The organism is Coleofasciculus chthonoplastes PCC 7420, from assembly GCF_000155555.1.
Taxonomy (GTDB): domain Bacteria; phylum Cyanobacteriota; class Cyanobacteriia; order Cyanobacteriales; family Coleofasciculaceae; genus Coleofasciculus; species Coleofasciculus chthonoplastes_A.
The window spans coordinates 381,610-400,350 of sequence record NZ_DS989842.1 but is presented as its reverse complement, the minus strand read 5'-3'; the positions used below and the strand labels follow the sequence as shown (position 1 = coordinate 400,350).

At 46.8% G+C, this 18,741-nt stretch carries 14 protein-coding genes; 10 read left to right on the top strand and 4 right to left on the bottom strand.

Annotated elements, in window-relative coordinates:
- Nucleotides 1-37 precede the first annotated feature (37 nt).
- Nucleotides 38-505 (top strand): CYTH domain-containing protein, encoded by a 468-nt coding sequence (locus MC7420_RS03550; protein ID WP_006098438.1) that lies wholly within the window; start codon nucleotides 38-40, stop codon nucleotides 503-505.
- 152 nt (nucleotides 506-657) lie between these two features.
- Here the strand turns inward: MC7420_RS03550 and MC7420_RS03545 are convergent, their stop codons facing one another.
- Nucleotides 658-1,542: an alpha/beta fold hydrolase gene (locus MC7420_RS03545; protein WP_006098677.1), complete on the bottom strand. Its 885-nt coding sequence runs from the start codon at nucleotides 1,540-1,542 to the stop codon at nucleotides 658-660.
- Between the two features lie 515 nt (nucleotides 1,543-2,057).
- On the opposite strand from MC7420_RS03545, the gene MC7420_RS34815 reads away from it, so the two are divergent.
- Nucleotides 2,058-5,003 carry a GAF domain-containing sensor histidine kinase gene (locus tag MC7420_RS34815; RefSeq protein ID WP_006098422.1) on the top strand — a complete coding sequence of 982 codons (2,946 nt, stop codon included), beginning with the start codon at nucleotides 2,058-2,060 and terminating at the stop codon, nucleotides 5,001-5,003.
- Nucleotides 5,004-5,162: 159 nt separating this feature from the next.
- Here MC7420_RS34815 and MC7420_RS03535 read toward each other — a convergent pair whose 3' ends face one another.
- The 3 genes from MC7420_RS03535 to MC7420_RS03525 all read right to left on the bottom strand — a co-directional run bounded on the left by MC7420_RS03535 (nucleotide 5,163) and on the right by MC7420_RS03525 (nucleotide 8,146).
- Nucleotides 5,163-5,648 carry a sterol desaturase family protein gene (locus tag MC7420_RS03535; protein ID WP_006098637.1) on the bottom strand — a complete coding sequence of 162 codons (486 nt, stop codon included), beginning with the start codon at nucleotides 5,646-5,648 and terminating at the stop codon, nucleotides 5,163-5,165.
- Between the two features lie 522 nt (nucleotides 5,649-6,170).
- Entirely contained in the window at nucleotides 6,171-7,511 is a 1,341-nt protein-coding gene (locus MC7420_RS03530) for an aromatic ring-hydroxylating dioxygenase subunit alpha (RefSeq protein ID WP_006098410.1), read from the bottom strand.
- A 164-nt stretch (nucleotides 7,512-7,675) separates the two neighbouring features.
- Entirely contained in the window at nucleotides 7,676-8,146 is a 471-nt protein-coding gene (locus MC7420_RS03525; RefSeq protein ID WP_006098591.1) for a DUF4079 domain-containing protein, read from the bottom strand.
- A 130-nt stretch (nucleotides 8,147-8,276) separates the two neighbouring features.
- Here MC7420_RS03525 and MC7420_RS03520 point away from each other — a divergent pair, with 130 nt between their 5' ends.
- The 8 genes from MC7420_RS03520 (at nucleotide 8,277) to gghA (ending at nucleotide 18,719) form a co-directional block, all read left to right on the top strand.
- Complete coding sequence (locus MC7420_RS03520; RefSeq protein WP_006098671.1) at nucleotides 8,277-9,746, top strand: ankyrin repeat domain-containing protein; 1,470 nt, start codon at nucleotides 8,277-8,279, stop codon at nucleotides 9,744-9,746.
- Nucleotides 9,747-9,915: 169 nt separating this feature from the next.
- Nucleotides 9,916-10,515, top strand: coding sequence for a hypothetical protein (locus MC7420_RS03515; RefSeq protein ID WP_006098753.1), 600 nt, complete (start codon nucleotides 9,916-9,918; stop codon nucleotides 10,513-10,515).
- A 413-nt stretch (nucleotides 10,516-10,928) separates the two neighbouring features.
- Nucleotides 10,929-11,624, top strand: coding sequence for a hypothetical protein (locus MC7420_RS03505; protein ID WP_006098694.1), 696 nt, complete (start codon nucleotides 10,929-10,931; stop codon nucleotides 11,622-11,624).
- A gap of 198 nt (nucleotides 11,625-11,822) precedes the next feature.
- Nucleotides 11,823-12,035 carry a hypothetical protein gene (locus MC7420_RS03500; RefSeq protein WP_006098757.1) on the top strand — a complete coding sequence of 71 codons (213 nt, stop codon included), beginning with the start codon at nucleotides 11,823-11,825 and terminating at the stop codon, nucleotides 12,033-12,035.
- Between the two features lie 277 nt (nucleotides 12,036-12,312).
- Nucleotides 12,313-13,071: a Uma2 family endonuclease gene (locus MC7420_RS03495; RefSeq protein ID WP_006098690.1), complete on the top strand. Its 759-nt coding sequence runs from the start codon at nucleotides 12,313-12,315 to the stop codon at nucleotides 13,069-13,071.
- A 191-nt stretch (nucleotides 13,072-13,262) separates the two neighbouring features.
- Entirely contained in the window at nucleotides 13,263-13,403 is a 141-nt protein-coding gene (locus MC7420_RS39100; protein WP_006098723.1) for a hypothetical protein, read from the top strand.
- 323 nt (nucleotides 13,404-13,726) lie between these two features.
- Complete coding sequence (glgB, locus tag MC7420_RS03490) at nucleotides 13,727-15,991, top strand: 1,4-alpha-glucan branching protein GlgB (protein ID WP_006098388.1); 2,265 nt, start codon at nucleotides 13,727-13,729, stop codon at nucleotides 15,989-15,991.
- 196 nt (nucleotides 15,992-16,187) lie between these two features.
- Complete coding sequence (gene gghA / locus MC7420_RS03485; protein ID WP_044204964.1) at nucleotides 16,188-18,719, top strand: glucosylglycerol hydrolase; 2,532 nt, start codon at nucleotides 16,188-16,190, stop codon at nucleotides 18,717-18,719.
- The last annotated feature ends 22 nt before the right edge of the window (nucleotides 18,720-18,741 follow it).

Here is an 18,741-nt window from a genome sequence, read left to right as displayed (position 1 = left end):
CTAATTTTATCAAAGCCTGCGAGGTAACATTGCAGCCATGGCAATCGAAATTGAACGAAAATTTTTAGTTAAAGGCGATCAATGGCGCACCCTTGGTCAAGGAATGCTCTATCGTCAAGGTTATATTGCTACTCATAACCTGACGACGGTGCGCGTGCGTTTAGTTGGAGATCAAGGCTATCTGACGATTAAAGGGAAAACCGATAATTTTTCCAGAGTCGAGTACGAGTATCCTATTCCTGGATCAGATGCTCAAGAAATGCTAGAGACATTGTGCGATCGCCCTTTGATTGAAAAAACGCGCTATAGGATAGAGTGTAAGGGTTTAGTCTGGGAAGTGGATGAGTTTATGGGTGAGAATGAAGGATTAATTTTTGCCGAAGTCGAACTAACTGATGAAAATCAAGATGTAGAGTTACCGGATTGGATTGGTCAAGAAGTAACTGGAGATCCTCACTATTACAATGCTAATTTAGTCCGGCATCCATTTAGTCAGTGGTCATAAATGTAGGGGCGGGTTTAGGGACTCAATTCACATATTCACCCATAAATTTACAACAAAACCCGCCCTGCCTCACTTTCGGCACCATTGTAGAGACGCGCCATGGCGCGTCTCTACATAAATGATGTGTCCTAACCGCTATGGCGGTTACTATATTACTCGCCAAACTGCTGTATGTATTCTGCCGTTATTTCCGGCTTTTCTAGGTGCGGGACATGACCACAGTCCTCAATCCATATTAGTTGAGAATTAGGAATAGCCGCTTCAAACTTGTGAGCATATTTTGTTCCCAAAATTCGGTCATCTTTCCCCCATAAAATCAACGTCGGCTGCTGAATTTGGGTAAGTTTTTGACCAAACGGCGGATATCCCCCACTTTTAGTAAATGAAATTAATGCCCGATGCCATCCCGGCATTTCTAGATGAAGCGCAGCACAAAGTAAAGCATCAACCGAAACAAATCTGGGATCACAATAGGCGTTCTTACTAATATTTTCCCGCACCTTGGGACGCCGCAGAAACTCAACCGCCCAATAATCAAAGGGGGGAAACAGGAATTTGCCAATGGGCGGGGGACTGGTGAAACCTGCACTATCCAGCAATACCAGCTTTTTCACGGCTTGGGGATAGGTTAAGGTGAAATCGATCGCCGCCGCCCCTCCCATCGACGCCCCAACCAGAATTACGGGGACTTCTATTTGGGTTTTCCAGAAATAATAAAGATGAGTGGTGATGGCGCTGGCGCTAAACGTGATCTCAGATATCCGATTCGTAAAGCCAAATCCCAATAAATCTACCGCCCATGTTTCCTGGTGTTCAGCTAATTTGGGAAACAGGCGGCGGAATTCAAAGATGGAACTATCAAAGCCATGTAATAACAGGATGGGTGTTCCCCCTTTTCCCTGATGAACATAAGTGGTGGCAATGGGTTGGGGGTTCAGGGGTGTGAGAATATCTTGGCGGGCGATCGCCTGAGCAAGGGCAATTGAGGTAGACTCAGTAAGCTGCTGGATTTGGGCGGGAAGGAAATTGGCAAACATGAAGTGAAAGTGAGTTTCGACCCAACACTAGGCTCAATGGGTGGGCGGGTTTAGGAACAAATATTGGAAATTATATCAAGTCTTGTTTAATTTTGCATTCATCGGTAGAAGTCCAAGTAGAGACGTTACATGCAACGTCTCTACAATGGTGCGGATGTATCCTAACAGCTATGGCGATTGCAATAACTATCATAAAAGTAAAACTTAAAATTTATCGAGCATAAAATTACAGTGGTTTACTAAAATACATTTGATTCAAATAAATAGGTTAGTGGAAATAAACTTAACTAGATTGAATTTTGTCAACACGCCTCAAACCCTTACATAAGACGTAGCTTGCTTCTTTTCGGGAAGCGAGTATTACGAATGATAATCCCCACCGTTAACTTTAATTATCCCTACCTACTTACTCTGTTAGTCTGTCTGGTGCTAATGGCTACAGCAATCCTGAATACGAACTGACACTCTAGGGGATGTTAGTCTGAAGTAGGGTTTTGATTATCTATGCACCTCCTATGTATATCAAAACAATATACCACCTGATTGCCCAGGAGTTGAGGCAAACGTCCCTGGGAAGCATCCTGATTATCCTCCTTGTTGTGCCAATTGCCGCAATGGTAGGGTCAGTGGGATATTTGACGTTCAGCAATGGACAAGCTTTCCATGGGGTAGCTTCTCAATTAGCTTACGAAATTAGCGATCGCGTTCAGCCATCCTTCGCCCCTGAATCAGCGACGTCTCATCTCAGTCCAATCAGTTTACCCAATCGACCAACTATACAACCCGATCCAGTCAACTCGAACATTATAAATTTTATCGGCAATTCCTCTAGTCATGTAATTTTAGCTAAAACCAACAAATTTTTTCAGCATAACGCTATTAACACGCGCACGACGATTAGTTTATGTCTAGGACTATTCATGACCACGACAGGGATGATCATTTTGATCACACGTTGGCTAAGGAAGTCAACCTCCCAGTCGTTTAGCACAGTCCAAGAAAATGCTCGTACTAAGGACTTATTTGAATCGATATTTAATGAATCGGCTGATGCCATTTTTATCGTCAATGCCAAAACTTTGGTGATTTCAGATTGCAATCACCGTGCGGTAGAACTCTTTGAAGCCCAAAGTAAGCAAGAATTACTCAATACCGAGGGGCATCTTCTCCAAAAAAAAAGATTTACAACCGGACAACTGCGTTCTATCGCCAATCAGGTTAAGCGCTACGGATTTTGGCAGCAAGAGTTAGAATATGTCAGTAAAAAAGGTAACGTATTTTGGGGCAACTTAGCCATTCGACAAATTGATGTGGCAGGTCAGCCAATGCATCTGGTACGGGTGACCGATATTACCCCACGCAAACAAGCCGAAGCAGCGCTAAGGATTCGCCAACGCCAAGACGCCGCGATCGCGCAACTGGGTCAAGAGGCATTAATTGAGGCAGATTTATCACTCTTAATGGATTGGACAGTCACTCTAGTTTCCCAAACGTTGAACGTAGACTATTGCCAAATTCTGCAACGTTTACCCAATGGTGAGGAATTGCTTCTTGTAGCCGGATTCGGTTGGCAAGCGGGATTAGTGGGTCAAGCTACAGTGAGTGCTGGAAAAGAATCTCAATTCGGTTATAGTTTGGTCTGTTGGGAACCGATTATTGTCACAGACTTACCCACAGAGACACGGTTTCAGGGTTCACCTTTACTCCAGGATCATGGGATTGTCAGTGGGATGAGTACGAGAATTCCCGGTCAAAATCAACCCTTTGGCGTATTAGCGGTTCATACCACCCAAAAACGCCAATTCACCGATGATGATATTTACTTTTTGCAAGCCATTGCCAATATCATTGCCACAGCCATTGAACGCAAACGCACAGAGGAAGCCTTACGGGAGAGTGCGGTGCGGGAGAGGGCGATCGCGACAGTTTTGCAACGGATGCGTCAAACCCTAGATATTGACAAGATATTCACAGCGACAACAGAAGAATTGCGCCATGTCTTGAGGTGCGATCGCGTCGCCATCTATCGGTTCAATCCGGATTGGAGTGGCGAGTTTGTCGCCGAGTCTGTGGCGGATGGCTGGGTGACGTTAACCCTTGAACAGCAAAATAACCCGGATCTCAAAGCCGATGCTTTAGAAGAAGAACGTTGTACCCTCAAAAGCTTGGATGGCTCAGAAAACCTCTCGATTTCAAGTTTCCATCCCCAACTTTACCCGCCTTATTCTTGTCCAAACCCTAACATTACCAATCTCCAATCCGATAACTCGCTACAGGATACCTATCTAAAAGAAACGCGAGGCGGTGCTTACAGCCAAGGTGCAAGTTATCGAGTCGTCGAAGATATTTATAACGCTGGATTTACGGACTGTTATATCGAACTCCTTGAACAATTCCAAGCCCGATCCTACATTATTGCTCCCATATTTTGTGGTAAAAAACTTTGGGGATTACTCGCCACCTATCAAAACTCCAGTCCTCGCGCTTGGCGAAAATCGGAAATCAGTGTCGTGGTGCAAATAGCCACTCAGTTTGGCGTCGCCGTACAGCAAGCACAATTATTACAGAAAACTCAGGAACAAGCGTTAGATCTAGAACTCACTTTAAATCAACTCAAACGCACCCAAGCCCAATTGGTTCATAGCGAAAAAATGTCCAGTCTTGGGCAAATGGTTGCTGGTGTGGCACACGAAATTAACAATCCGGTTAGTTTTATTTACGGTAATTTGACTCCTGCTAAGGAATATGTTCAAGATTTAGTTCGTTTGATTCAAACTTATCAAAAGACCTACCCCACTCCCACCGCAGAACTTCAACAACTGATTGAAGAAATTGATCTAGACTTTCTGCTCGACGATTGGCAAAATTTGCTCAAATCCATGCAAATTGGCACTGATCGCATCCGTGCCATTGTTCTCTCGTTAAGAAACTTCTCCCGCTTGGATGAAAAAGAAATCAAGAAAGTTGATATTCATGAAGGGATTGATAATACCCTTTTAATTTTACAGCATCGATTCAAGGCAGCGGGTAATGCCCAAGGGATTCAGGTAATTAAACACTATACTCAACTCCCATTAGTCACCTGTTATGCCAGTCAATTAAATCAGGTATTTATGAATATCTTGAATAATGCGATCGATGCTTTGGAGGATCAACCGTCACCACGATTAATTACTATCTCCACTGAAGTCGATACTGGCAGCAAACAACCAACCACGGATGATGGACAACCGACAAGCGACTTTATTATTATCCGAATTGCCGACAATGGCTCTGGTATCAATGAAGATATTAAGCCGAAAATATTTGATCCATTTTTTACTACCAAGCCTGTCGGTAGTGGTACAGGATTAGGATTATCGATTAGTCATCAGATTGTCGTCGAAAAACACCAAGGGCAAATTTATTGCACTTCGACTCTTGGACAAGGTACCGAATTTATTGTAAAAATTCCATTGTGATTTGTCATTGGTCATTGGTCATACTCGCTTTAGCGAGAAGCAAGCTACGTCATTTGTCATTCGTTGGCTCCTCTAGCTTCCCCAGCTCCCCCAGCTCCCCTAGCTTCCAGACGTAGCATGCTACGTCTCTACATTGCTTCCCCTGCTTCCCCTACACCTTTACCGCCAGCGCAGTTGTAAATACCCGCGTTCAGGTTGCTGCAATTCCTCATCAGTTAGCCATTCCACAGACTTATAAGTTCCGAAAACCCGATCCCACCAATCAACAGCTAAACCAAAATTGTGATGCCACATTTGATATTTGTGGTGGACATAGTGAACAGGCATTTTCATCCAGAAACACTTGGTTGGATTTTCGTGCTGTAGCTGATGGGCATAAGCAGAAAAGGCAGCATAAAAAAGTCCACCCAGGAACCAACCGAGTCCAACTTGCCACGAATAGAAAAATAGGAGGCACATAACAATAAAGCTACCCCGCACATAATCCCGGAACTCCCACAGCACCCCCTGTCCTTCATTGCGGCGGTGATGATCCCGGTGACGTTCACCAATGCGGGCATTCGCGTGCATCAAGCGATGCATCCAATACTCCACGAAAGAAGCGAGGACAAATGCCAGAACAAAACAGATGATTGGGCTAATCAACTCTTTTTCCTCACACGTTCGACTAATTCATTGAGCGATAATTTGCTTATCAGTATATTATCGGTCATTTGTCATTCGTCATACTCGCTTTCATCGAGAAGCAAGCTACGTCTTATGTCTTATGTCTTTTGTTATACTCGCTTCCCGAAAAGCACTCTAATCGGGGCGGGTTTAGTTATATCAGGGTGACAAGCAAATGTTACAGCGCTTCGCGCTGTCATGAAGTACAGTAAGTAGATCAAAGTCCCCCTTTTTAAGGGGGATTTAGGGGGATCGACAATGTACCGCATAGCAGAGCAAACTGCTGTAATGGTAAAACCCGCCCCTACACACAGGGCGGGTTTTGCAGCCAAGCTAAGGATAACAACCAATATTAGTCCCTAAACCCGCCCCTACTCTCCCCCATCTGACACACCGAGCGAAGTCGAGGTGTTCCCCATCTGACACACCGAGCGAAGTCGAGGTGTTCCCCATCTGACACACCGAGCGAAGTCGAGGTGTTCCCCATCTCCCCTACCTCCCCTACCTCTCTGACAGATTCCGGGGTGGAATCGTTCGCCCTTCATAGAATCGCCGTTCCAGCCTACCCAATCCAAACCAGCCGAAGCCAGCAATTAACGCGACTCCACTGGAGACAATGGCGGCTACCGTTGCCGTTTTGTCAAAAAATAGTGCCAGTAACGGGATAATCGCCCAAGCCATTGCCCCTACAACCGCAACCCATCTCCGAATCTGGCGAATTCTCACCAAGGCAGTGCTACAACTTTTACACTTAACCGTATGAGAGTGATAGCGGTCTAGTAAAGTCTCCTGTGATAATCGGGGAGGTAAGGGTTGGTCTGTAAATGGGTCTGCATTGTACTGATTCACCCACTGGCGCAACTCAAACACAAACCGATCAGCTTTAGTGGGTAGGTAAAACGCTTTGCTGAAATTGGCACTTCCGCCTTTGGATTCCAGGTAATGTTCCTGATAATGGAGAAAAATTTGATCATCTTCCAAAACCCCATTCTGCCCAATGTGAGAGTACCAGCGAGGCGTGAGTTTAATAAAGAAACCGGGGAGTTTAGACGCAAATTTAAAAGGAAAACGAGCAAATAGGCGACATTCTCCCTTGCGAATCGGCGTTGCGTACACCACCGTCATGGTTCTGCCAAATTGTTTCGAGGTGAGGTCATGCCACATTAATGTGGGGGCAAGAAATGTGGTGTCTTGGCGTCCTAGGGTTCCTTTACGGGGTCCTTGTTCCCAAACCCCTTTAAACCCTTGTTTCCCGGATTCCGTGACCTCTAGCTCAACCGGACTGGCGTAGGCGCGATCGCTCACCGAGCGGTGGTGGGTAAAGGGAACATGGCTCACATCTAGGACGTTTTCCAGTAATGTTAAGGCATCATAGGGTAAGTCCCGAAACGTGTCGATACAAACCCATCCCTCCGGGGAATCATCTAAGGGTTCGACGATGGGAACCTTGACATTGGGCGCGTTTTCTGGGTTGCCGGGATAAACAAATAATAGCCCTTGACATTCAGTCGTGGGTAAGGCTGTAACACAGGCGCGTTGAGAGGTTTGGGCGCTACTGTCTTCGGTTTGTTGCGGAATGCGATCGCACGTTCCTGCTCCGGTGAATGCCCAACCATGATAGGGACATTCCAGCAGTCCATCTTCAGCAATCCTACCTTGTGACAGAGGTGCGAGTCGATGGGGACATTGATCGTCAAAGACACGCCAGCGATCGGCAACCTTGTCCCACCAGATCACTAAATCTCGACCCAGCAGCGTGAATTGCGTGGGTTGAGACTGATCTAAATCCTTAAGGTAATGAACGGGATACCAGGCTTCTGTGTGATCGAAGGAATTGGTCATGAGTTAGGCAATAGGGTATTCTCAAAGGCTCCTTGTTTCATCATAAAAAATATATTCCGCTTCCCTCCCCTTGCAGGGGAGGGCTAGGGAGGGGTCATATCATGTCCGCTTCAAGAGTTATCATTCCCTTGTTCCTTCCCTTGTGCCCTCTGCCTTTTGCGATATTACATTTTGCTGATAATCTTCTGCACAATCTGCATTCCCGTCACCGCTTGCCAGCCAAACAGTCCTAAAAGCCCTGCATTCAGGGCAATATGGCTATAACGTGCCCAATTATGTCCTTTTTGCATGAAGGGTGTCAGAGACGCTGAGGTGGCAATGATGGCAGTCATACTTAAGCCAACCAGCAAGTGGGGACCGAAAAACAACTTGCCGTTGTTGATATAAGTCACCGCCATTGCCCCAACGGTACTAATCACCATAAAGGCTAACAGGGCTGAACCAATTTGATGGTGTTTGATATTGTATTTGCCCTTGACTAGCTCTTTTCGGAGTTCACCTTCTGCCGTTCTCGTCTGTTGAATTTTGATCCCCAGATACAGGGCATAAATGGCAGTTGCCAGCAAGAGCCACATCACTATAGGGTGAAAGAATTGAGAGTAAACTTTAATCGGTTCTGGGATGTCGAAGTTCATAAGCTTCTTGGAGCAATTTTAATATAGTGACAAAAGTTAACATAGCATAGCTGCGGTTTCGTCTAAAGTCTGATAACGAAACTGGCTTCCCTCCCAAGAGGTAGATTTCCCCTGCAATTAGACAACAGCGATGATCCAAAACACTGATGGCTTACTGCTGAAAGCCGCCCAAAGTGGTAACTTGACCCAAATCCAAGCCCTACTGAGTCAGGGGGTGAATATCGATGCGACTGATCGCGATGGCACAACAGCATTGATGATCGCCGCTCAACGGGGTTATACCGAAATCGTGCGATCGCTCATTGCCACAGGTGCTAATGTTAACCTGCCGCGAAAACGGTACAGTTTAACCGCACTCATGCTAGCCGTCGCCGCGAATCAGGTGGATGCAGTGGAAACGCTAATTGCCGCAGGTGCTGATGTTAACGCCAAGAATGAAGATAGTAGCACGGCGCTGATGGTGGCGGCACATAAAGGTCATCTCCAGTTGGTGCAACGCTTACTACAAGCAGGTGCCGATGTCAATATCCAAGATAAAGATAACGATAACGCCCTAAAGCTAGCGGCGGAAAGTGGTCATCTTCAAATTGTCAACATCTTACTCGAAGCCGGGGCAGATGGCACACTCAGTTCAGAGGCATTGCTGCTGGCGGCGAGTGAGGGTCATACTCAGATGGTGAACCGATTGCTGGAGGGTGGGTTTGATGCCAATACTCGCAACATTGATGGCAGAACCGCACTCATCCAGGCGGCGGAGTTAGGTTATTTACCGATTATTCAGTCATTGTTGGCGCATGGTGCTGATGTCAATTTGCAAGATGAGGATGGTGAAACGGCGCTGACGTTAGCGGCGGATCAAGGGCATAGGTTGGTGGTTCAAGCTTTAGTCGCAGGGGGTGCGGATGTCAATCACCCCAATCCCAGGGGGGGAACGGCGCTAATGGCGGCAGCAGCCGGGGGTCATTGTGACATTGTGTGGGTATTACTGGAGGCGGGGGCAGAGATTAATCTCCAGGATGCGGATGGGGAGACAGCCTTACATTTAGCCTCGGTAGAAGGTCATGCTGCGGTTGTGGAGGCGTTACTCCCGCGTAATGCTAACGTAGACCTGAAAAATAAGCTCGGTGACACCCCACTGATGCTAGCCGCTTTACATGGTCACACAGAGATTGCGATCGCGCTAGTGCAACATGGCGCTAACGTAAATGCCAGCAATCAAGGCGAAACTCCACTCACCCTTGCCCTATCTCAGGGGTATCCCGAAATGGTAACGGTATTGCTCAAAGCGGGAGCAAATGCCAATATGACCGATATAAAAGGGAAAACCCTGTTAATGAAGGTGGCTGACCAAGGGGATAGTGAACTGATACGCTCATTATTAGCAGCCGGGGTTGATGTGAATCAGCGAGATAGTGCTGGGGCGACAGCCTTAATGTGGGCAGCCCATCGGGGTTATATTCCCGCCGTGAAATGTTTATTAGATGCAGGTGCAGATGTCACCCTCAAAAATCGGGGGGGCTATACGGCGATGATGATTGCTGAATTTAATGGGTATCCGGAAGTCGTGGGTATTCTGAAAGCAGCAGGGGCGGCTGAGTAGAAAGGGATAGGGGAGATGGGGAACACCTCGACTTCGCTCGGTGTGTCAGATGGGGAAGAGTAGGGGCGGGTTTAGGGACTAATATTGGTTGTTATCCCTAGCTTGGCGGCAAAACCCGCCCTGATAAAGTGCAAGAAATATTCCACAAATGACGAATGACGAATAAATCATGAGTGCGCCATCGCTATACTGGACGCTGATTCGTTTAGATCCCATCGCTGGATGTAAACGAGAGGTTATCCCAGCCGCGAAAACGTTCTGCCAAACTCAATTTCCCCAATTCGTCTATGAGGGAAATGTTCCAGACAAACCAATTCAGCGCCAATTAATCCAATGGAGTCGCGGTGAGGAATCAACAGATTATCCCGAATTTTCCACCCTAGCCCAACTCTGCTTGCGCTGCTTTGTTTCCCGACAAATTGAACTGAAACAGCATCGGGAATTGAATCGTTTTCTCCTGGAACAAGGAGTGTATTTAATTAGTGATTGGGCAATTTTAAACGATACGACACCCAATCAACTCTCGCGCATCTATCGGGATTTTCATCACCTAACCGATCGCGAAATTCAGCAGGCGCGTATTCTGCTCAGAAGTTATCATAGCATCTACCGTCGCGATCGCAACGTCAGTCAATTACCGGATTTTCGTACCAATTTGGTCAAATGTGGTTCCATCCCATCATTGACTTTTCTATTCCACCTGCACAGGTTTATCACGGGATTAGTTTACAGCTTTATATTACCAGTGCTATCTTGTTACCTTGTTTGATTCCTGGGGCGGCTTTGGGGATTTATATCCTACCAATAAGCCGCAAATAGTGTAGCTTAAAGTCCAGCTAGAGTGAGAAAAAGGCGTCGGTATCTGGAGAGATTATTCCTTATGCTTCGCTTCATTCTCCAATGACATCGGGAGCGTGGTGAATGGGACGCGATCGCTTCTTGGGGAGATGATATAATCCTATTAAATTATCAGGCAATGAACGGGAGCGAAGCCTCTCATGTTGTTGAGTGCAAGCTAGAGAGAGGAAAAGGCATCAGCCTTGGGAGAGATTCTTCATTCCGCTTCGCTCCATTCAGAATGACAGAAGTGGAAATGGCTCCATTTAGAATGACAGCAGGGGAAACAACTCTATTCAGAATGACAGAATGGGGAACTGATAAATAACAAAGGACAAATGACGAATGACAAAGGACAAACTAGGTTTATTGTCAATCACATTAACCAGTTGCCTGGTTGGATATCAATTATTCCTACCCAAGATAACGCTGGCTCAAGCTCAATCCTTACCCTGGTCAGAGTTATATCAAACTGACTTATCATCCGACAATACTACTGAACCCCCAGCGCGGGGAAGAACGGGAGGAAGTCGGGGTTCGGTTTGTCCGATTTCTCCAGCCTATAATCCCTTAGCTATTCCCTTAGTTTGGAGTAATCGCCCCTTATTTATGTGGCAAGTCAAAGAGGGAGAACAGATTGGCAAATTTGAACTGTGGCAGCATGTTACTCAGGATGTGGTGTGGAGTAAACCAGTGAGTTCATCTGAGACTACGCTTTTGTATGATGGGGAAGCGCTGCAATCGGGAGAGCGTTACTATTGGGTATTATTTAACGAGAACTCTGTTCCCCTTTACCGACTCGCCTTTCAGATGGTGGATCGACAGACACGCGATCGCATTTCCTCTGAGTTGATGACGATAGAGGCACAATTGCAAGAAGAAGGAGCGTCAGCCGAGGCGATCGCGTATGCTAAAGCTGAGTATTTTGTCACTCGTCAGATGTGGGCGGATGTGTTACAACAGGCGTACAATGTGGAAAATCCGTCAATAGCTTTGACTGACTTTCTTGAGATAACTCGCCAGCAGTTTTGTTCGGGTTAATCTTGTTTTTTCAATATTAAATAAGAGCCGATTAACCTCCTGTAGGGGCGACCCGCTTAGATTAATGAAAAATACCAGTCTACTCAATGGAATTGGGTCGCCCTCTACTATTAGTGCATAGCATCTTCCCGTCAGATGTATAAACAGGTAGAAACCCTTAAGCGGCTATCGATATGACTTATCCACGAACAACCCAGAATGAATGTCGTACCTGGGCAAGAAGTATACAGCACTACATACTATATTGCGGTGGATTGCCAGAATCAGATTTATCAAGTGCGTTTTGAGCGGTTTCTGGATGCCGACGGACAAACGATTGAAGATTATAACTATGGAGAAGATGGCAGAGGAGGTGTACCCAATTCAGGTTCTCCGGAAGAAGCCTCACTCAAGTTTGTTTGCTCAAAGTAATAAAGCTACAATAGTGCCATAGAATTGGCGACATTTCTGAGCGCAAGCCTTTGGGCATAGTTTGTTTGGCGCACGTCAGTAGGGCGCACGTCGGTGCGCCCCTACGTTATGGCATAAAAATAAATGAATTAACACGATTTTTCCTTCCTAAATAGGACTTACGCAAAGGCTCTAGATGTAGGGTGTGTTAGCGTAGCGTAACGCACCTTAACCAATATATATATGGTGTAGCTGCGTAAGTCCTGCTAAATTAACCCAACTCAATGTACTCAGTGATATGATCCAACAATTGCAAACTGACTCAACCACCGATATTATCTACCCCGACAGCGATGGTCAACCGATGGCAGACAACACAAAACAATTTCGCTGGATTGTTACCGTTAAGGAAAATATAGAAATATTATTTGCTGCTAATGCTGATGTATTCGTAGCTGGCGATTTACTTTGGTATCCCATTCAGGGAAAACCGAAAACGTGCCAAGCCCCTGATGTGATGGTTGTCTTCGGTAGACCGAAAGGTGACAGAGGTTCCTATCAGCAATGGCGAGAAGATAATATTACCCCCCAAGTTGTCTTTGAGATTCTATCGCCAGGGAACCGTGCCAAAAAGATGGCAGAAAAACTCTTATTCTATCAACGTTACGGTGTTGAAGAATATTACATTTATGATCCAGATGACATCGAATTAACTGGTTTATTGCGGTCTGGAGAATGGTTAGACCCCATTGAAGATATGAATGGATGGGTCAGTCCACGATTAGGAATCCGGTTTGAACTCACCCCTAATACCCTGGTTATTTATCGCCCCGATGGACAACGATTTCTTACCCCAGTTGAACTCGATCATCTAAGAGAACAGGAACGTCAACGGGCAGAAGCAGAACGTCAACGGGCAGAAGCAGAACGTCAACGGGCAGAAGCAGAACGTCAACGCGCCGAGGAAGCAATGGCTGAACTGGGACAAGAACAACAGCGCTATCAAGCGTTGATGGAGAAACTACGAGCTAGAGGAATTGACCCAGAACAATTGTAAGTGTGATCCGCTAAGACAAATTTACATTGTGTAAGTTTAAGAACGATTGACAAAACTTAGTAGGGTGGGCAATGCCCACCTTACATACTGAGTAGGGTGAGCAATGTCCACCTTACATACCGAAAACTCGCCCACCCGAATCGCGAGGGGCTACCCCTTCAACGAAGTAAGGGGTAGGGGGATAGCGGAAAATGCGAGGGGTCAATCCCCGAAGTATTTTCAATCTCTCTCTTAAAGTTAAAATTGCTGATGGTTCAGTGGTGACGTTACAGCAATTAGGATTAGGGGTTGTGTTGAATCTGCGCGATCGCGCCACACAATCCCCTACATAAAAGACGTAGATCTCACGTTGCGGTTCGAGACTGGCTGTGGCACGATCAGATAACTCCTCCATCGGCATAGGAATTGCACCCCTGATCCGAGCCTGGTTAAAAGCCGCGCGATCGCGAATATCCAGATTGGCTTAAGTTGACACGGATACCCGCTTGCTCTAATCAACAACTGTGTCCACTCAATTGACTCGGGTCGCCCTTTACTTCAGTCGGGGCGGGTTTAGTCGCATCTGGGTGAAACCCGCCCCTACACAAACACCAAATTGTGCCACTGGAGAAATCTTGATTACTATTAAGTCTGGGAAGTTAAACAAGGTAACGCCATGACAATAACCATTTCCCCAGACCAAATTGATCGGATTGTGAGCAATCGACACCATGATCCCTTTGAAATACTTGGGTCTCATCCCATTGAACGGGAGGGTAAAACAAGCTGGGTTGTGCGGGCTTACCTGCCGAAAGCCGACGCCGCTTGGGTGATTCGCCCCACCGAACGGGAAGAATACCCGATGCAGGCTGTCAGTCATCCTCATTTATTTGAATGTGAGATTGATATACCCGAGTTAGCCAACTACCAACTGCGGATTAAAGAAGGCGAGCATGAACGGGTAGTCTATGACCCCTACGCCTTTCGCTCGCCGCGTTTGACGGATTTTGACATTCACCTATTTGCCGAAGGAAATCATCATCGCATTTACGAAAAATTAGGCGCTCACCCCACGGAATTTAACGGCGTCCAAGGGGTTCACTTTGCAGTCTGGGCACCGAACGCCCGTAATGTCTCCGTTATCGGTGATTTCAATAACTGGGATGGACGCGAACATCAGATGCGCCAACTGGGGAACGGGATTTGGCAACTGTTTATCCCGGAAATTGGCGTCGGAGAACACTATAAGTACGAAGTGAAAAACCACGTCGGACATATCTATCACAAGTCCGACCCCTACGGCTTTGAACAGGAAATTAGACCCCAAACCGCGTCAATTGTCAATAGCCTAGACTACACTTGGCACGACGAAGACTGGCTAGAACGCCGTCGCCATACTGACCCCCAAGAACAACCCATTTCTGTGTATGAGGTTCACTTGGGTTCATGGTTGCATGAGAGTGCCGAGACTCCGCCCGAATTCCCGGATGGGGAAACTCGCCCTGTGGTGAAAGTTTCCCAGAAACCGGAGGGACGCTTCCTCACCTATCGGGAATTAGCCGAACGCCTGATTCCTTATGTCAAAGAACTGGGATTCACCCACGTCGAACTTCTCCCCGTGGCCGAACACCCTTATGATGGGTCTTGGGGGTATCAGGTTGCCGGATACTACACCTGCACCTCTCGCTATGGCACGCCTCAAGATTTAATGTACTTCATCGACCAATGTCACCAAAATGATATTGGCGTGATTGTGGATTGGGTTCCCGGTCATTTTCCCAAAGATACTCACGGGTTAGCCTTCTTTGATGGTACGCATCTTTACGAACATGCTGATCCTCGCAAAGGGGAACATAAGGAATGGGGAACCTTAGTCTTCAACTATGCCCGGAATGAAGTTCGCAACTTTCTGATAGCCAACGCCCTATTTTGGTTTGACCGATATCATATTGACGGGATTCGCGTGGATGCGGTGGCGTCCATGTTATACCTGGACTACGATCGCAAAGATGGGGAATGGGTACCGAATCAGTACGGTGGTAACGAAAACCTAGAAGCCGCCGACTTTTTGCGCTATCTGAATTATCAGATATTCGGCTACTATCCCGGCATCCTCTCCATTGCTGAAGAATCCACCGCTTGGCCCCTCGTCTCTCGTCCCACTTACCTGGGCGGCTTAGGCTTCAGCTTCAAGTGGAACATGGGCTGGATGCACGATATGCTGGACTATTTTGCTAAAGATCCCCTATATCGTCCCTACCACCAAAATAGCGTCACCTTCAGCATCATGTACGCCTTCAGCGAAAACTTCATGCTGGCGCTATCCCATGATGAAGTTGTCCACGGGAAAGGCAACCTGCTGAATAAAATGCCAGGAGATGACTGGCAGAAATTTGCCAATCTCCGCTGCTTATACGCCTACATGTACACCCATCCCGGTAAGAAAACCCTATTTATGGGCATGGAATTTGGGCAACGGAATGAGTGGAATGCTTGGGCAGACTTAGATTGGGGCGCGTTGCAACATGCACCCCACCAACAACTGAAGCGGTTTATGGCGGATTTGAATCACCTTTACCAAAGTGAACCCGCCCTCTATAGCCAAGACTTTTCTCATGAAGGGTTTGAGTGGATTGACTGTAACGATGCTGACAATAGTGTCGTCTCGTTTATTCGCAAAGCAAAAGACTCGGATGACTTTATTGTCACTGTCTGTAACTTTACCCCTCAACCTCATCCCGACTATTGGATAGGTGTCCCCGAACCCGGTTTCTATGCGGAAGTATTGAACAGCGATGCTGGAGATTACGGCGGTAGCAATATGGGAAATATGGGGGGTCGCTGGACAGGGGAATGGTCTCATCCTCGCTGGTCTTATTATATTGATTTGTGCTTGCCACCCTTGGGCGTTTTGGTTCTGAAATTAGATCCGAATAAGTAGTTGGAGAGAGTCATTAGTCATTAGTCATTTGTCCTTTGTAAGGGTTTAAGTGGACAGTGGGCGCACAGCTACGCGCCCCTACCCCAAAACCCTCTGCGCCCCTCTGCGCGAACCTCTGCGTCCCTCTGCGTTGAAAAATTCTGCCACCGCTTACGGGACAAAAACGAATCTTTTGTTGATTAATTACCAGAGAAACATGACAAAAACCGCAACCAAAAGAACACCCATCACCTTAATCACCGACGAAACCCAAAAACTCCTCGATTGGGCAGATAGCGTTCAACAATCCGACGACACAATCTTCAACAAAGCCAAAACATTAGCCACCCGCCTCGGTGCCCATCACCGTGCCGATGGACTCACCGAAATAGGCTTCTGGGCACCCGAACTCGCCGCAGATATGTTCCAACCGAAGAACATTTATCTGGAAGTTCTCACCCCCCTGAACGACATTGACCCCACCTTACCCAACCAAAAGATCAAAGTTCATCGGGAACACCTACAACTGGAAAAACAAGGCGAATATTTCTGGGGCGTCGTTTCCGGAATGCGTCCGGGAACCAAAGACCAAATAGGTTCCTTCTATTGGCTAAAATACCTAGATTTTCAGAATGAAATCCAAACCATTGGCGATGTTTTAGCCTATTCCTTACCTTATGGCGTCTACGCCCCCGCCGAACTCTATGACCTAAATCAGTTACAAGAAAAACGCAGCGACTTGGAGTATTTCGGTCAAGGAGACGCCGATGAATCCGGGATTATTCGCGTTCATCCACCGCGTAATATTTTACAGATTCATATCACCACCGCCGCTAAAGAAGGGACACTGGCAGGATTAACCCGCATCTATCAACGGATTGCAGAAAAAATCAACGCCAATGATGCTTTAACCCCAGCCGAACAATGTTACATCGGCTATGACGCGGTGCAACTTCTCCCCATTGAACCCACAGTAGAATATCGGATGGAACATGATTTGGGGCAAGGGTTTTTTATCTTCAATGAAGATGACCTAGACGAAATCGACCCGGAAACCGAACAGGTGGATTACGAAACAGAGGACATTAAAATCACCCTGAAAAAACCGGATATCCAAAACTGGGGTTATGATATCGTTATTTTTGGATCGTCAGCCACCAATCCCTCTGTCCTGGAAACCCTGCGCCCGGATGAATTAGTGGAGTTTATTAGTACCCTGCATACTTTCCCCACGGGTCCAATCCAAGTCATCTTTGATATTGTGTATGGTCATGCAGATAACCAAGCGTTAGACGTTCTGAATGGGCGCTTCCTGAAAGGACCGAATATGTACGGTCAAGATGTGAACCATCAAAGTCCCGTTGTCCGGGCTATCTTATTAGAAATGCAGCGGCGGAAAAATAATTTTGGCGTTGATGGGATTCGCGTGGATGGTGCCCAAGATTTCAAGTTTTTCAACCCACTATCCGGGCGGGTAGAATATGATGACGCCTACCTGAACGATATGGGCGCAGTAGTGCAAGATATTGGGTCACACCAGCGGCGACTCTTTGCTATTTTTGAGGATGGACGCCCGTGGCCCGCCCAAGGGTGGGAAGAGATTTCCACCTATCGAGATATTGTTGAATTTATGCCCGATGCGTTTCAGTGGGGTCCCTTAATCTTTGCTCATAATACCCCCGGTTTGCAGAAGTTTTGGGATAAGAAATGGCGTCGGGTTTGTGAGGTGATGCAGGTTGGCGAAAACTGGATTACTGGGTGTGGAAACCATGATACCTTACGCCGAGGAACCCAAGTCGAACCCGGATTACCAATTAATTGGAATTTGGGGAAAAGTTTACCGGAAGTGTTGAATACGGCGTATAATAATCCTGCCGTAACGCTATGGGTGTATGGGTTTAGTCCGGGTTTACCGATGGACTTTATTAACTGCACAATGGAAGCCGCCTGGGGATTTTTCCGCAATACTGATGATCGCTATGGGGTGAAAGTGGCGGCGGAAGAAGCAGGATTTTTAGATTGGCAGGTGGAAAAGTATGTGTATAATGACCAAGACAATATTTTTCCCCGGCTAAAGCAAATGGGGTTCCGCAAAATTGATGAATTACGTCAGTTTATGCGCGGACTCTATGACGCCATTGAAGAAACGAATTACGATTTAGAAGAAGTGGCAAGTTTATGTCAGCGTTATTTGGGGGCGGAGTCAGAAAAAGAGGAAGTTAAACAGGAAGCAACGCAGCGGAAATCAGCCGCACAATTACAGAAGCTGAATGTACCGGAAAAATCCCAGGTGTTGACGGAGTTGGATGTCGGGAAGCTGAAGGTATTTGCTAGGGCGTTTATGGAAGATATGCACCAAGCTTGTAATGTGTGGAATTATGAGGACTATTTGGTGCCAGAATTAGCGGCGTTTAATTTAACCTTGCGTCGTTTCCGTCATGATCATCCTTGGTTGCACTATAATTTATCGGGATTGGATCGGTTTAATCGAATTAGTGAGGATAACTATACCCTTTTCTATGGCTTGCGGAGTCAACCGACAGAGGAGGGGGCGAGTGAAACGCCGTATCAGATGGCGATGGTGTCTCACATGGGCGGTGATCCAATTACGGTGACGCTGGGAGACTGGCTACAACTGGATTTGGACGAATGGCAGATTGCGATCGCGTCTCCGGGATTGGAGGTGAGTGATCTGCGATCGTTTGAGTTGCGAGATACTCAGGCGCTGCTGTTAGAACGAGTGAGTTAAGGGAAATGTTTGTAGTAGGCAC

What these genes read in the sequence shown, in the direction of transcription:
- MC7420_RS03550 (WP_006098438.1), top strand. Translation starts at nt 38, where the DNA reads ATGGCAATCGAAATTGAACGAAAATTTTTAGTTAAAGGCGATCAATGG.
- MC7420_RS03545 (WP_006098677.1), bottom strand. Translation starts at nt 1,542, where the DNA reads ATGTTTGCCAATTTCCTTCCCGCCCAAATCCAGCAGCTTACTGAGTCT.
- MC7420_RS34815 (WP_006098422.1), top strand. Translation starts at nt 2,058, where the DNA reads ATGTATATCAAAACAATATACCACCTGATTGCCCAGGAGTTGAGGCAA.
- MC7420_RS03530 (WP_006098410.1), bottom strand. Translation starts at nt 7,511, where the DNA reads ATGACCAATTCCTTCGATCACACAGAAGCCTGGTATCCCGTTCATTAC.
- MC7420_RS03525 (WP_006098591.1), bottom strand. Translation starts at nt 8,146, where the DNA reads ATGAACTTCGACATCCCAGAACCGATTAAAGTTTACTCTCAATTCTTT.
- MC7420_RS03520 (WP_006098671.1), top strand. Translation starts at nt 8,277, where the DNA reads ATGATCCAAAACACTGATGGCTTACTGCTGAAAGCCGCCCAAAGTGGT.
- MC7420_RS03515 (WP_006098753.1), top strand. Translation starts at nt 9,916, where the DNA reads ATGAGTGCGCCATCGCTATACTGGACGCTGATTCGTTTAGATCCCATC.
- MC7420_RS03505 (WP_006098694.1), top strand. Translation starts at nt 10,929, where the DNA reads ATGACAAAGGACAAACTAGGTTTATTGTCAATCACATTAACCAGTTGC.
- MC7420_RS03500 (WP_006098757.1), top strand. Translation starts at nt 11,823, where the DNA reads ATGAATGTCGTACCTGGGCAAGAAGTATACAGCACTACATACTATATT.
- MC7420_RS03495 (WP_006098690.1), top strand. Translation starts at nt 12,313, where the DNA reads ATGATCCAACAATTGCAAACTGACTCAACCACCGATATTATCTACCCC.
- MC7420_RS39100 (WP_006098723.1), top strand. Translation starts at nt 13,263, where the DNA reads ATGCGAGGGGTCAATCCCCGAAGTATTTTCAATCTCTCTCTTAAAGTT.
- glgB (WP_006098388.1), top strand. Translation starts at nt 13,727, where the DNA reads ATGACAATAACCATTTCCCCAGACCAAATTGATCGGATTGTGAGCAAT.
- gghA (WP_044204964.1), top strand. Translation starts at nt 16,188, where the DNA reads ATGACAAAAACCGCAACCAAAAGAACACCCATCACCTTAATCACCGAC.